Source organism: Methylocystis sp. L43, from assembly GCF_015709525.1.
Classification (GTDB): Bacteria; Pseudomonadota; Alphaproteobacteria; order Rhizobiales; family Beijerinckiaceae; genus Methylocystis.
Genome location: NZ_JADNRA010000035.1, coordinates 124,134 through 137,205, shown reverse-complemented (window position 1 = coordinate 137,205; position 13,072 = coordinate 124,134). Strand labels below are relative to the sequence as shown.

The 13,072-nt window shown below is 62.8% G+C and carries 11 protein-coding genes; 9 read left to right on the top strand and 2 right to left on the bottom strand.

From position 1 onward, the window contains the following. The first annotated feature begins 24 nt into the window (after nt 1–24). Together IYX23_RS16860 and IYX23_RS16855 are read left to right on the top strand one after the other, a co-directional pair. On the top strand, nt 25–1,836 hold the full coding sequence (locus tag IYX23_RS16860) for an AAA family ATPase (protein ID WP_196394134.1): 1,812 nt from the start codon (nt 25–27) through the stop codon (nt 1,834–1,836). Nucleotides 1,837–1,987: 151 nt separating this feature from the next. Next, complete coding sequence (locus IYX23_RS16855; RefSeq protein ID WP_196394133.1) at nt 1,988–2,563, top strand: heme-binding protein; 576 nt, start codon at nt 1,988–1,990, stop codon at nt 2,561–2,563. A gap of 373 nt (nt 2,564–2,936) precedes the next feature. Here IYX23_RS16855 and IYX23_RS16850 read toward each other — a convergent pair whose 3' ends face one another. Next, nucleotides 2,937–3,503, bottom strand: a complete 567-nt coding sequence (locus IYX23_RS16850) for a nucleoside deaminase (RefSeq protein WP_246716910.1) — start codon at nt 3,501–3,503, stop codon at nt 2,937–2,939. Nucleotides 3,504–3,609: 106 nt separating this feature from the next. On the opposite strand from IYX23_RS16850, the gene fabD reads away from it, so the two are divergent. Continuing rightward, nucleotides 3,610–4,557, top strand: a complete 948-nt coding sequence (gene fabD / locus IYX23_RS16845) for an ACP S-malonyltransferase (protein WP_196394132.1) — start codon at nt 3,610–3,612, stop codon at nt 4,555–4,557. 91 nt (nt 4,558–4,648) lie between these two features. Here the strand turns inward: fabD and IYX23_RS16840 are convergent, their stop codons facing one another. Beyond that, nucleotides 4,649–5,428 carry an outer membrane beta-barrel protein gene (locus tag IYX23_RS16840; protein WP_196394131.1) on the bottom strand — a complete coding sequence of 260 codons (780 nt, stop codon included), beginning with the start codon at nt 5,426–5,428 and terminating at the stop codon, nt 4,649–4,651. 426 nt (nt 5,429–5,854) lie between these two features. Here IYX23_RS16840 and fabG point away from each other — a divergent pair, with 426 nt between their 5' ends. The 6 genes from fabG (at nt 5,855) to gmk (ending at nt 13,034) form a co-directional block, all read left to right on the top strand. Then, nucleotides 5,855–6,592, top strand: coding sequence for a 3-oxoacyl-[acyl-carrier-protein] reductase (gene fabG, locus IYX23_RS16835; RefSeq protein WP_196394130.1), 738 nt, complete (start codon nt 5,855–5,857; stop codon nt 6,590–6,592). A 299-nt stretch (nt 6,593–6,891) separates the two neighbouring features. Beyond that, nucleotides 6,892–7,131, top strand: coding sequence for an acyl carrier protein (locus IYX23_RS16830; protein ID WP_014891668.1), 240 nt, complete (start codon nt 6,892–6,894; stop codon nt 7,129–7,131). Between the two features lie 92 nt (nt 7,132–7,223). Beyond that, nucleotides 7,224–8,486 carry a beta-ketoacyl-ACP synthase II gene (gene fabF, locus IYX23_RS16825; protein ID WP_196394129.1) on the top strand — a complete coding sequence of 421 codons (1,263 nt, stop codon included), beginning with the start codon at nt 7,224–7,226 and terminating at the stop codon, nt 8,484–8,486. A 1,089-nt stretch (nt 8,487–9,575) separates the two neighbouring features. Further along, nucleotides 9,576–11,357, top strand: a complete 1,782-nt coding sequence (gene mltG, locus IYX23_RS16820) for an endolytic transglycosylase MltG (protein ID WP_348643689.1) — start codon at nt 9,576–9,578, stop codon at nt 11,355–11,357. A 75-nt stretch (nt 11,358–11,432) separates the two neighbouring features. Beyond that, entirely contained in the window at nt 11,433–12,320 is an 888-nt protein-coding gene (locus tag IYX23_RS16815; RefSeq protein ID WP_196394127.1) for a YicC/YloC family endoribonuclease, read from the top strand. 72 nt (nt 12,321–12,392) lie between these two features. Further along, on the top strand, nt 12,393–13,034 hold the full coding sequence (gene gmk, locus IYX23_RS16810) for a guanylate kinase (RefSeq protein WP_109027447.1): 642 nt from the start codon (nt 12,393–12,395) through the stop codon (nt 13,032–13,034). The last annotated feature ends 38 nt before the right edge of the window (nt 13,035–13,072 follow it).

The following is a 13,072-nucleotide window of genomic DNA, read 5'->3' as shown; positions in this document are numbered from 1 at the left end:
GGTCACCAACTGACGGATTGAGCAATGGGCGTTTTCTTACACGGCTTAAAACTGCAATTTTATCGAGGTATCGGTGATCAGACACAGACGCTATATCCGTTCAAGCGTTTCAATTTTTTTATCGGGTCAAATAATTCTGGGAAATCGACTATTCTAAATTTTATCTCGAAACATTTGTCCCGCTACCCAGGAAAGGAAGATGCAAGACCGGTCGAGCTCGATCCGCTTGAAGTTCACGTGGGTACGAACCAAGGTACGCTGAGTGCGTGCATTGCGCTTCCGCTAGGGCAAATCCTTGAAACGGTAGGAACGGGCGTACCCGACCGAATCGGCAACCGCCCTCGCGATATTGATCTGAAAGATGTTATTACTAAGCTGATCACTCACCTCGGTGAAGGTAACGCGCTTTGGCTCAAAGCTCCGATTCCTCCTCCTAGAGGAGCACTTTCCGCGCGCTCGTTTGAGTTTGAAAAACCGTTTGATGCTCAGATCGGACGGTCTGTCTTGTCGCCTGAGCAGTGGCAATCTCTCTGGTCTTTTCTAAGGGCAGCCAGCAGCGGCGCGTATGAACAGCATTGGTTCCCCGAAACAATGCAAGCGGTTAAATCGCGAATTTCAATACGCTTGCCCCAAGCGGGTCTAATTCCGGCGGTTCGGCAAATAGGTCCGAAGGATCAAGAGTATTCCGATCTTAGCGGACAGGGTCTGATAGATCGCTTAGCCACCCTTCAGAACCCTGATTACGATAGACCACAAGACAAGGCTGTATTTGATAAAATCAACAAAATGTTGGTGGATGTGAGCGGAGAGAAGTCCGCGCAGATCAATATCCCTCATAACCGCGAACATATCCTCGTTGAAATGAATGGAAAGAAATTGCCTCTTTCCGCGCTTGGAACGGGAATTCACGAGCTAATTGTCATCGCTGCTGCCTGCATCTCACATGAAAATATGATAATCTGTATTGAAGAACCCGAGCTTCACCTTCATCCAATCTTGCAAAGAAAGCTCATTTCCTATTTGCAGAAATACACTTCAAATCAATATTTTATTGCAACTCACTCCGCCTGCTTTATCGATACTCCTGGGTCTGCCGTGTTCCATGTTAACAACGATGGAGCCAAGACGCAGATTACAGAAACAATTCTCAAGCGGGAACGCTTTGGAATATGCGTGGATCTTGGGTATAAGGCTTCAGACCTGCTTCAGGCAAACGCAGTAGTTTGGGTTGAAGGACCATCAGACAGAATATATCTGAAATACTGGATAGCGTCGCTCGACGAAGAACTTGTCGAGAGCATCCATTACTCAATTATGTTTTACGGCGGTAGACTGCTCAGTCATTTGTCGGGTGAAGACATGGAATTTGACGAAGAGGTTGACCAATTTGTAAATCTAGTGGCCTTAAACAGGAATAGCGCCATTGTGATCGATAGCGACAGGCGCTCTGCATCTGACCCATTAAATCAAACTAAATCTCGAATTATCGAAGAGTTTTCGAGAACGAGGGGACCTGCCTGGGTGACAGCTGGGCGGGAAATCGAAAATTACGTTCCATACCAGACGCTGCAGAATGCGGTGAAGCAAGTTCATTCTAGAGTTTACGGTACGCACCATAAGCATGGTCCATTCGAACATGCGTTGTACTTCAAGCGGGTAGAAGGCGAAGGTCAGTCGAGTAATGGGATTGTCAAGGAGGTCGATAAAGTGCGCGTCGCGCAGCGCGTATGCGAAACTGCCGCAGACCTGTCATGTCTCGATCTTCGAGACCGAGTCGTTGAATTGATCAGCTTTATCCGAAAGGCGAATGGGCTAGAAGTTAGCGTGAACGGCTAAGTTGGTCAGGGCACTTCGACTCTGCGGATATAGGCCGAAAGCTCCCCGGCTTGTGGAACTGGCGAAAAAACGCCCCTCATTGGCGCCCTGGCGCCTGTTCCGTCGCCCTGCCGCGCCTCATCTTACCTCTTCACAACAGAGGATCCAGGAGATGCGGCGCTTTCTTGCCATCCTCGTCGGACTGATCGCGGCTGCCCCCGCACGCGCGGATTCCGATGTGGAGCATGCACGATATTCGGTGGTCGCCTCGACAGGGGCCATCGAAATTCGCGACTACGCGCCGCAGATCGTCGCAGAGACGACGGTCGCCGGCGAGCGCGGCGCAGCCATTAGCGAAGGCTTCCGCCGCCTCGCCGGTTATATTTTCGGCGACAATTCCCCGCAGCGAAAAATCGCCATGACCGCCCCTGTCGGACAGGAGTGGAAGGGCGGCGACTGGAAAGTGCGCTTCACCATGCCCGCCGAATACAGCATGGCGAGCCTGCCCAAGCCCAACAGCGCGGACGTCAAACTCGCCGCCGCGCCGGGCAAGCGCATGGCGGCGATTCGCTTCTCCGGCCTCGCCGGCGACGACGCCCTCGCCGAAAACAAGGCGAAGCTCTTGGATTATCTGAAGCGCCAGAGGATCTCGCCCAAGGGCGAGCCGCAATACGCCTTCTACGATCCGCCCTGGACGCTGCCCTGGAACCGGCGCAACGAAGTCCTGGTCGAGATCGCCCGCGAGTGAGCGCGACAAGATGGCGGGCTGCAGGGCTCGGTTGATTGATTGGCGAAAATTGGCGCTGCCTTGGCAAGCTCGCGGCTATCTCGAGCGGCGCTTTCGGCCTCTCATCCTCGAGAGCCTCGTTTCGGAGGATGGAGGCGCGGCGGGCGTTGTCCGCCACTCGCGATTTGGCGCGGCGCCCCCCGGTCCGCGCCGATCGTGATGCGTCAAAGACGACGGTTTCGGCGACGCTCCTCCCGCGACGCCGGATCCGCGACAACGCGCCGCGAACCATCGCCGAAACGACGGCCACCGACGAGCGCGGCGTCAATCCAAGCTTGGCGTCGCCTCGTCGGCCAATCGTCGTCCGATGTCCGGACGCGCCGAGAAGCGCCGTCTATTTCTTGACAAACAGCGCCAACGCCTCCGTCGCCAGCACGCCGCCGGTGATCTCTATGGTTTCAAACGGCGCGGCCTGCGCCACGGCTTTGCTCGTGATCATGATCTGGCCGATTCGCTTCTCAAGCTGCTCGATCGACGCGGCGAAGACGACACGCCCGAGTCCGCACCAGACGATCGCGCCCATGCACATCGGGCAGGGCTCGCCCGACGTGTAAAGCGTCGCGCCCTTGAGATCCTTGGCCGGATTGTCGGCGACGAAGCGGCGAATCGCCACCATCTCGCCATGCGCGGTTGGATCATTGTTCGTCACGCCGAGATTGCGTCCGGTCGAGACGACCTTGCCGTCGCGCACGATGACGGCGCCAAAGGGAAAGTCGCCCTTGGCGGCTTCAGCGATCGCCAAGCGCATAAATCCCTCATCCTCCGGCAGGACGGGCGCGCGCTTGGCATGGCCATGCGCCGGCGCGGCGCCAAAGGCTAGCCCGAAACCTGCGCCGATCGTCGCCAGCGCGGCGCGCCGATTGAAGCGGCCGCCGTCGCAGCCGCATGTCGTTTCGCTCATCTCCCGCTCCGGCGCGCTTTTCCGCTTCACGCGCCAACTTGACACAGCGAACCCCCCTGCGCCACACGCGGCGACCCAAACAAAAATAAAGCAGGGACGGTTACGCATGCAGAAGGCTTTCATTTTTCCGGGTCAGGGATCTCAGGCGGTCGGCATGGGCCAGGCGCTGTTCGACGCCTTCGAGTCCGCGCGCGCGGTTTTCGCCGAGGTTGACGATGCGCTGTCCCAGCCGCTCTCGAAACTCATGTTCGAAGGCCCTGAATCGGAGCTGACGCTCACCGCCAACGCCCAGCCGGCGCTGATGGCGGTTTCGCTCGCGACGATTCGCGCCCTCGAAGCCGAATGCGGCCTTGATCTTCCGCGCGACGCGGCCTTCGTCGCCGGACATTCGCTCGGCGAATATTCCGCTCTCGCGGCGGCGGGCGCGCTGACGATTTTTGATACGGCGCGGCTGCTGCGCATTCGCGGCGACGCCATGCAGAAGGCGGTCCCTGTCGGAGAAGGCGCCATGGCGGCGCTGCTCGGCGCCGATCTCGATCAGGCGCGCGCCGTCGCAGAGGAGGCGACGACCGCGGCGAAGGCCGTCTGCCAGGTCGCCAATGACAATGGCGGCGGCCAGGTGGTGATTTCCGGCGCGAAGAGCGCCGTCGACAAGGCGATCGACATCGCCAAGGAGAAGGGAATCAAGCGCGCGGTTCTGCTGCCGGTCTCCGCGCCCTTCCATTGCGCGCTGATGCAGCCTGCCGCCAACGCCATGCGCGAGGCGCTCGCCGGAGCGGCGATCAGCGCCCCGCGGGTTCCGGTCGTCGCCAATGTGACGGCGGAGCCGACGCAGGACCCGGAGGCGATTCGCCGACTGCTCGTCGAGCAGGTCACCGGCGCGGTGCGCTGGCGCGAATGCGTGGCCTATATGGCGAGTCACGGCGCGACGAAGTTCGTCGAATGCGGCTCGGGCAAAGTTCTTGCCGGCCTGTTGAAGAGGATCACGCCGCAAGCAACGGGCATTTCAGTGGGCGCGCCCGCCGATTTCGACGCCTATCGCGCCTTCGCGTAAGCAGCGGGAACAGAAACAGAAGAGAGCCAAAAGAAAAGGCCCGGTCGCGAGGACCGGGCCCATTCCCTCGACCGTCAGGTCGATCCGTCGGTTAGTACTTGGCCAACACCGGCGCCGGGGAGCCGAAGTTGAAGTGGTAGTTGATGCCCGCGCGGATCGTGTGGAAGCGCGTGCGGTTGTTCACATTGTTCAGGCCCCAACCCGGGTTGAACGCAAACAGCCAGTTGTTGTTGCTGTTGCTGCCGCTGATCTGCGTGTACAGATACTCGACCTTGGCGGACCAGTTCGGGAAGAACATCCACTCGGCGCCGCCGCCAGCGGTCCAGCCCGTCTGCACGGCGCTGTTCTGGTTAAACCAGCTGTTGCGCTGCACTTCGCCATAGGCGAAGCCGCCCGTGCCGTAGACCAACAGTTGCGGGCTCAACAGGGTGATGCCGACGCGGCCGCGAACGGTGCCGAACCAGTTCAGGCGCGCCGAACCAGCGCCGCCGCCGCCGAAGCCGCCGCCGAACAACCACCAGTTGTTGTTGTTGTTGCCGCCGGAACCAAGGCTGGTGCCCTGGAAGTCGGTCTCGACGCCGACGACGAACATCGGCGTAACCTGGAAGTTATAGCCGAGCTGACCGCCGCCGATGACACCGCCGGTGTTGTTGTTGCCGTTGTTCCAGCCCGCGTTCCAACCCTGATTGGAGGAATTGCTGGCGTAGAAGCCACCGCCGAGGTTAAGACCGGCGTAGAACCCGGTCCAGGTCATGATCGGCGGCGGGGGGATGTACGGCGGCGGCGCCTTGTGGGAGGGTAGATCGGCGGCGTTCGCGGCGCCGGCGAAAAGCGCCGTCGCCAGAGCCAGAGCCGAGATCGCTGTCTTCATCTCTCTATCCTTCATTTTCGAGCCAACTGAAATTAATAGGTGCGCGTCAGTCCCGTGACTCTCTCGGACGTTTCGTGGACGCTGACCCCCAAGCACGGCGGACTGTGCGCAAATTTCTCGCGGGAAACAACAAACAGAAGGTAAAATCAGGCCCAAAAGACCCAAAAGATTTCGACTGTTGCAGTTACGCCACAATGTAATTTGACGCAGATTCCGATGCGTCGTCGAGCAATTCAGTCTCGAATCCGTCGCTTGCGAAACGAAGCCGAACTGACGCTCGCTTTCTCCCGATTTCCGATCGGGCGTCGGTGGCGTCCGCCGTTGTGGAGGCGGTCGTTTGAAGTTGAACCGCGGCTGAAAAAAGGCCACTCCCCCGAACTGAGCTATAAGGCTCACGCCATGGCGCGAGGGAGGAGAGGGCAAGACATGTTTGATCTCAACGGCAAGACTGCGCTGGTGACGGGCGCGAGCGGCGGAATCGGCGCGGCGATCGCGCGCGCGCTTCACGCCGCCGGCGCCATCGTGGCGCTTTCCGGCACGAGAAAAGAGGCGCTCGAGGCGCTTGCCGGCGAATTGAACGGCCGCACGCACATTCTGCCCTGCGATCTTTCGCAAAAGGACGAGATCGAGAAGCTCGTGCCGGCGGCGGAGGCGGCGATGGGCGGTCTGGACATTCTCGTCAATAACGCCGGCATCACCCGCGACATGTTGTTCATGCGCCTCAAGGACGAGGACTGGGACGCCGTCATCAACGTCAATTTGACGTCGGCCTTCCGTCTGTCGCGCGCGGCGCTGCGCGGCATGATGAAAAAGCGCTTCGGCCGAATCATCCAGATCACGTCGGTCGTCGGCGTGACCGGCAATCCCGGGCAAGGAAATTACGCCGCCGCCAAGGCGGGCATGATCGGCATGTCGAAGTCGCTGGCCGCCGAGGTCGCCTCGCGCGGCGTGACCGTCAATTGCGTCGCGCCCGGATTCATCGAAAGCCCGATGACCGAGGCTCTGACCGGCGCGCAGAAGGAGGCGATCCTACGCATGGTGCCCGCCGGAAGGCTCGGGACCGGCTCCGACGTCGCCGCCGCCTGCGTCTATCTGGCCAGCGCCGAGGCGGCCTATGTCACCGGGCAGACCCTGCACGTCAACGGCGGCATGGCCATGATCTAGGAGAGCCGAATCGCCAGGAAAACGCGTCTGCGGCGACCTTTCGCCGCGTCCGCGGGAACGCGGGGGCGCCTCTCGCCATGCCCAGGGAAGTATGCTACCAGACCTCGCCGCTGAGGGGCGGCGTCGCCGCGATTTAAACCCGGTGGAGCAAGCCGCAACGCGTCTCGCACACATCAGGGCGATCGGCGCGCGATTGCACGTTACAAGGGATGAAGGGCGATCATGGAGCGCGCCAGCAGGCCTGCTCTAAATCGCCACACGGCGCGTGAGGCGCCAAACGCAGACAGGGATCAAAGAAGATGAGCGATGTCGCCGAGCGCGTGAAAAAGATTGTTGTCGAGCATCTCGGCGTCGAAGCCGACAAGGTCGTCGACAAGGCCAATTTCATCGACGATCTGGGAGCCGATTCGCTCGATACCGTCGAACTCGTCATGGCTTTCGAGGAAGAATTCGGCGTCGAGATTCCCGACGACGCCGCCGAGACGATTCTCACTGTGGGCGATGCAGTGAAGTTCCTCGAAAAGGCAAAAGCCGCCTGACGAACTGAAGATCCAAGCGCGCGGCGAATCCTCTCGCGAGGCTTCGCCGACGCCGCCATTCCGACAACAAGAAAAAGTTCGAGAGTAGAGCCATGCGCAGGGTGGTCGTCACCGGTCTTGGCGTCGTATCTCCTTTGGGCTGCGGCGTGGACACCAATTGGCGCCGTCTCGCCGCCGGAGAATGCGGCTTCAAACGTATCGACACATTCGAGGCCTCCGACCTCGCGTGCCAGATTGCGGCGGTCGTGCCGCGCGGCGACGGCACGGACGGCACGTTCAATCCTGACGACTGGTTCGATCCCAAAGAGCAGCGCAAGGTCGATGATTTCATCATCTATGGCGCGAGCGCCGCGACCCAGGCGCTTAAGGATTCCGGTTGGGTGGCCGACACCCCAGAGAAGCAGGAATCCACTGGCGTTCTGATCGGCTCCGGCATCGGCGGCCTCGGCGGCATTTACGAAACCTCCGTCACCTTGAGGGAGAAGGGACCGCGCCGCGTGTCGCCTTTCTTCGTCTCGGGCCGAATCATCAATCTCGTGGCCGGCTATGTTTCCATCATGCATGGCCTGAAGGGCCCGAATCATGCGGTGGTGACGGCCTGCGCCACCGGCACGCACGCCATCGGCGACGCAGGGCGCATCATCGCAATGGGCGACGCCGACGTGATGGTCGCCGGCGGCGCCGAATCGCCCGTCAATCGCATTGGCGTCGCTGGCTTCGCCGCGTGCCGCGCGCTGTCGACCGGATTCAACAATCGTCCCGAAGCCGCCTCCCGGCCTTATGACAAGGATCGCGACGGCTTCGTGCTGGGCGAAGGCGCAGGCTGCGTCGTGCTCGAGGAATATGAGCACGCCAAGGCGCGGGGCGCGAAAATCTACGCCGAACTTATCGGCTACGGCATGTCGGGCGACGCCTATCACATCACCGCTCCATCGCCCGATGGCGACGGCGCCTATCGCTGCATGAAGGCGGCGCTGAAGCGCGCCGGCGTTTCCGTCTCCGACGTCGATTACGTGAACGCGCACGGCACGTCGACGCCGCTCGGCGACGAGATTGAACTCAAAGCCGTCGAACGCCTTCTCGGCAATGTCGAACCGAAGCTCGCCATGTCGTCGACGAAATCCGCGATCGGCCATCTGCTCGGCGCCGCCGGCGCCGTCGAAGCGATCTATTCGATCCTGGCGATGCAGGCGAATGTCGCGCCGCCGACGCGCAACCTCGACAATCCCTCGGTCGAAACGACGATCGACCTCGTGCCGCACAAAGCCCGCGAGAAGGAAATCAATATCGCTTTGTCGAACTCCTTCGGCTTTGGCGGCACGAACGCCTCGCTGCTGTTTCGCCGCGCCTCCTGAGCATGGGCGCTCAGTCGGCGCATTCGAACGTCTATCGCGCGATGCGCGCGCCGGAGCCTGCAAACCGAAGCGGCGCATTCCTGAATTCGCCACAATAAGGCATAGTGTAAGTCCTCGGCGATAATCGGCGTGAGATCTTCGACCTTTGATGGGCGTAGTGCGATGAGCGAAGCGGACAACAAAGGCGCGCCCGAAAAGCCAACAGACGCCGCCGCAGCGGCGCCGGCCGAGCCGACCCCTGCCGAAAGCGCCGCGCGGCGGAGCGAAGACCTCACAGTTCAAGAATCCTTGAACGCGCCCGCAATGGCGTCTGACGCGCCGCCGACGGAAGTTTCACCGCAGGGCGCGCCGCCGGTTAAAGAGCCGCCCGCGGTCGCGTCCTCGCCGCTGCCGCCGATCGCGGCGAAGGTCGAAGCGCCGCCGCCCGAGACTACGAAAATTCCCGCCCCACCAGCGGCTGACGTCGTCACGCCGGTTCCGCCGGCGCCCGTCCAACCCATCGTTCCGGCGCCAACGCCACAGCCCCCCGTCGCGGCGAAGGTCGAAGCGCCGCCGCCCGAGACTCCGAAAATTCCCGCCCCGCCCGCGGCGGACGTCGTCACGCCGGTTCCGGCAGCGTCCCTCCAAGCCGCCGTGGCTCCGCCGCCAGCGCCGCATCCGCCCGTCGCGGCGAAGGTCGAAACGTCGCCGCCCGAGCCGCCGAAAGCGCCCGCCCCGCCAGCGGCTGAGATCGTCACGCCGGTTCCGGCGGCGCCTATCCAACCCATCGTTCCGCCGCCAGCGCCACAGCCGCCCGTTGCTGCGAAGGCGGAAGCGCCCCTCTACCAGCCTCCCGCTCCAGCCCCGAGCGCGCCGCCGCCGCCATTGGCGCAAGCGGCCGCGCCGACTGCCTACGTCGCGCCTGCCGGCGAAACCGCAAAACCGTCTCCCGCGCCGCCTGCCGGTCCCGCATCGCCAGCTCCCCCGTCCTGGACCCCGCCGCCGCGCCCCACGATCAGGGCTGAAGCGCCATCACTCGGATCTGCCGGACCGCCCGCGGCGGCAAAGCCGGGCGCCGCTGCGGCGGGCGCCGGCATATTCCGGCGGCGCGTGGAGCGCGGCGCCAAACAGGATTCGCAGCCGCAAGTCGCGCCCACGCCCACGCCGAAAAAGCGTAAGCGCCGCGAGGGAACGCTTTCCGTGGCGAGCGGCTTCCTGAGTTTCGTGCTCGTCGCGCTTGTCGCCGGCGTCTTCGGCGTCATCGCCGTTATGCACAAGCTCAAGGAACCGGGGCCGCTCGCGGCCGACAAGGTCGTCTATATTCCGCCGCGCAGCGACTTGCTTGAGCTCATCTCCCAACTCGAGCGCGAAGGCGTCATCGCCAATTCGACGCTCATGCAGCTCGGGATCGTTCTCGAAGGCAAGCTCGGAAAGCTGAAGCCCGGCGAATACGCCTTCAAGAAAAACATCAGCCTTCGCAACGTGATCGATCAGATCGCCTCCGGCCGCCATATCATGCACAGCGTAACCATTCCGGAAGGTCTGACGTCGGAACAAATTGTGCAAAAGCTGAAAGAGGCCGAACTGCTGGTAGGCGATGTCGTCGACCTGCCGAAGGAAGGCGCTCTGCTGCCGGAGACCTACAAATTCCCGCGCGGCTACCCTCGGGCGCGCCTCCTCGCAAAGATGCAGGAGGATCAGCGCAAGACGCTCGACGCGATCTGGGCGAAGCGCTCGCCGGACCTGCCCTTGCGCACGCCCTACGAACTGGTGACGCTGGCGTCGATCGTCGAAAAGGAGACCGGCAAGGACGAAGAGCGGCCGCGCGTCGCCGCCGTATTCGTCAATCGGCTGCGCAAAGGCATGCGCCTTCAGTCCGATCCCACGATCATCTACGGCCTCGTCGGCGGAAAAGCGACGCTCGGCCGACCGATCATGCGCAGCGAAATCGAGAAGTGGACGCCTTACAACACCTACGCCATCGACGGTCTTCCGCCGGGACCGATCGCCAATCCCGGCCGCGCAGCGCTTGAAGCCGCCGCGCATCCGGCGCCGACGCGCGATCTATATTTTGTCGCCGACGGCACGGGCGGTCATGTCTTCTCCGAATCGCTCGACCAACATTCGCGCAACGTCCAGAACTGGCGGCGATTGGAGAAGGAAAAGACCGACGGCGCGGTTGATCGCGCCACGCCCGGCGTTCCCGCGCCGGCCGCGCCCAAGCCCGATAAGCGCACGCAGGCGCCCATCGGACGTCTCGTCACGCTCGCTGACAGTCACGAAGACTTTCCGCCGAACCGCGCCATGGCGCCCGACGACGGTCCGACTCACCGGCTCGGCAAATTTGCTTTCGCCGAAGCCGATTTTTTCCTCGGCGGCCACGGCGACCGCACGCAAGTCCAGGCGGCTGAATATGCCGCCCTGCGGCCGGCGCGACCCTTCTTTACCGAGGAATCCGTGCAGCTGCGCGCTAAGGCGCTGTTCGACCCGATGCTTTTCGTCGGCCGCCCGGCGCCCCGCGCGGAGGAGGAGCGGCTCAATCCGGATATGACGACGGTCGCGAGCGATAGTCCGGACGCTCAGCCTGACGATGGCGAGATCGCCGCCTATCCGGTCTCGCCGGCGCAGCGCGCTGAACAGAGGGCTCGCGCGGCGCGTCTTGGACTTTCGGCAGGCTCCGACGATCTTCCCGGCGAAGCGCTTGGGGAACGACTCGCCGCTCAGGGCGCCGCGCCGCCGGCGGGCGCGACGGCTTTGGCCGCGACGGACGGTCGGCCCCTTCGTCCGCGCGCCTTCGACGCCTCAGAAGGCACGCCGCTCGACCCGCTGCGCGACAAGAGCTGGGATCTCACCTCGGCGAAGACGGTTCCTATGACGAGCGATTTGCGGTAACGCCGACCCGGCGATAGTCAGGCGCGGCGCACGTCGGCCTCACGCCGATTCGCCGTCTCGGAGACGCCGCCGCCCATGAGCATTCACAGCATGACGGGATTCGCCCGCGTTCAGGGCGCCGTCGCCGCCTTTCGCTATGCGTGGGAGCTCAAGAGCGTCAACGCCAAGGGGCTCGATCTGCGTCTGCGCGCCCCGCCCGATTTCGACTCCGTGGAGATCAAGGCGCGGGAAAAAATCGCCGCGCGGCTCGCGCGCGGGGCGGTTTTCGCCAATCTTGTCGCAAAGCGCGAAGACGAGAGCCAGGTCGCCCGCCTCAACCGCGTCGCTCTCGACGCCCTTCTCACCGCGCTCTCCGAACGCCCGCCGCCCGCTAATATCGGCCCCGCGACGCTCGATGGTCTGCTCGCGGTGCGCGGCGTGGTCGAGATCGTCGAGCCGGAGCTGTCCGACGCCGATCGCGCCGAGCTTGACGCGCAGATTCTCGGATCGCTGGATGAAGCGCTGAACGCGCTGATCGCCTCGCGCGCCGCGGAGGGCGACGCTCTGGCGGCGGTCCTTCGTCAGCGGCTCGATCGCATATCGATCCTAGCCGCGCAGGCCGACGCGGCGCCGGCGCGCCAGCCGGAAGCGATTCGCGCGCGGCTGAAGCAGCAGCTCGCGCGCCTCCTGGAGAACGCCGATTCCCTCGATCCGGCGCGACTGCATCAGGAGGCGGCGCTGCTTGCGGTTCGAGCCGACATTCGCGAGGAGCTCGACCGATTGAAGGCGCATGTCGACAGCGCGTCCAAACTGCTCGTCGCGGGTGGGCCGATCGGCCGTCGTCTGGATTTTCTGGCGCAGGAGCTTGGCCGTGAGACCAACACGCTGTGCGCCAAATCGAACGACGCCGGACTCTCGGCGATCGGGCTTGAACTGAAGATCGAGGTCGAGCAGCTGCGCGAGCAGGTTCAAAACATCGAGTGAGTCGCGAGTGGACAGCGCGGCCGCTACTCGCTAACTCGCTACTCACTATTCGTTACTCGCTCTCGAAAAGTCATGCTTCCAACTCCATCCAGCCGCCGCGGCATTGTCCTCATCCTTTCCTCGCCCTCCGGCGCGGGCAAGACGACGCTGACGCGGATGCTGCTGCAGGACCGCGATCTCGATCTGACGCTGTCAATTTCGGTGACGACGCGCACAAGGCGTTCGAGCGAAGTCGACGGCATCCATTACAGCTTCATCCCCGAGCGTCGATTCGCCGCCATGCGCGACGCCGGCGAACTTTTGGAATGGGCCGAGGTTCACGGCAATTTTTACGGCACGCCGCGCGGGCCGGTCGAAGACATTCTTGCGCAAGGCCGCGACTGCCTGTTCGATATTGATTATCAGGGTACGCGCCAGGTGCGCGAGAAGATGGGCGCTGACGCCGTCACCGTCTTCATCCTGCCGCCGTCGATGGATGAACTGCGCGCCCGACTTGAACGGCGCGCTGAGGATTCGCGCGAGGCGATGGCGCGGCGGCTGGAGAACGCGCGGAAGGAAATCGCGCGTTGGAAAGATTACGACTATGTGATCGTCAACGACGATCTGCAGCGCGCCTTCGACGATCTGATCGCGATCCTGCGCGCCGAACGGCAGAGACGGCCGAGGCGCGACAAGGAAATCGAGCAATTCGTCGCCAAGCTCTTGAGCGAATGAGGCGCGGTCACTCGCCGAGCGTCCGTTTCATGTTATGC

What these genes read in the sequence shown, in the direction of transcription:
- IYX23_RS16860 (WP_196394134.1), top strand. Translation starts at nt 25, where the DNA reads ATGGGCGTTTTCTTACACGGCTTAAAACTGCAATTTTATCGAGGTATC.
- IYX23_RS16850 (WP_246716910.1), bottom strand. Translation starts at nt 3,503, where the DNA reads ATGAGCGAAACGACATGCGGCTGCGACGGCGGCCGCTTCAATCGGCGC.
- IYX23_RS16855 (WP_196394133.1), top strand. Translation starts at nt 1,988, where the DNA reads ATGCGGCGCTTTCTTGCCATCCTCGTCGGACTGATCGCGGCTGCCCCC.
- fabD (WP_196394132.1), top strand. Translation starts at nt 3,610, where the DNA reads ATGCAGAAGGCTTTCATTTTTCCGGGTCAGGGATCTCAGGCGGTCGGC.
- IYX23_RS16830 (WP_014891668.1), top strand. Translation starts at nt 6,892, where the DNA reads ATGAGCGATGTCGCCGAGCGCGTGAAAAAGATTGTTGTCGAGCATCTC.
- IYX23_RS16840 (WP_196394131.1), bottom strand. Translation starts at nt 5,428, where the DNA reads ATGAAGACAGCGATCTCGGCTCTGGCTCTGGCGACGGCGCTTTTCGCC.
- gmk (WP_109027447.1), top strand. Translation starts at nt 12,393, where the DNA reads ATGCTTCCAACTCCATCCAGCCGCCGCGGCATTGTCCTCATCCTTTCC.
- fabG (WP_196394130.1), top strand. Translation starts at nt 5,855, where the DNA reads ATGTTTGATCTCAACGGCAAGACTGCGCTGGTGACGGGCGCGAGCGGC.
- IYX23_RS16815 (WP_196394127.1), top strand. Translation starts at nt 11,433, where the DNA reads ATGAGCATTCACAGCATGACGGGATTCGCCCGCGTTCAGGGCGCCGTC.
- fabF (WP_196394129.1), top strand. Translation starts at nt 7,224, where the DNA reads ATGCGCAGGGTGGTCGTCACCGGTCTTGGCGTCGTATCTCCTTTGGGC.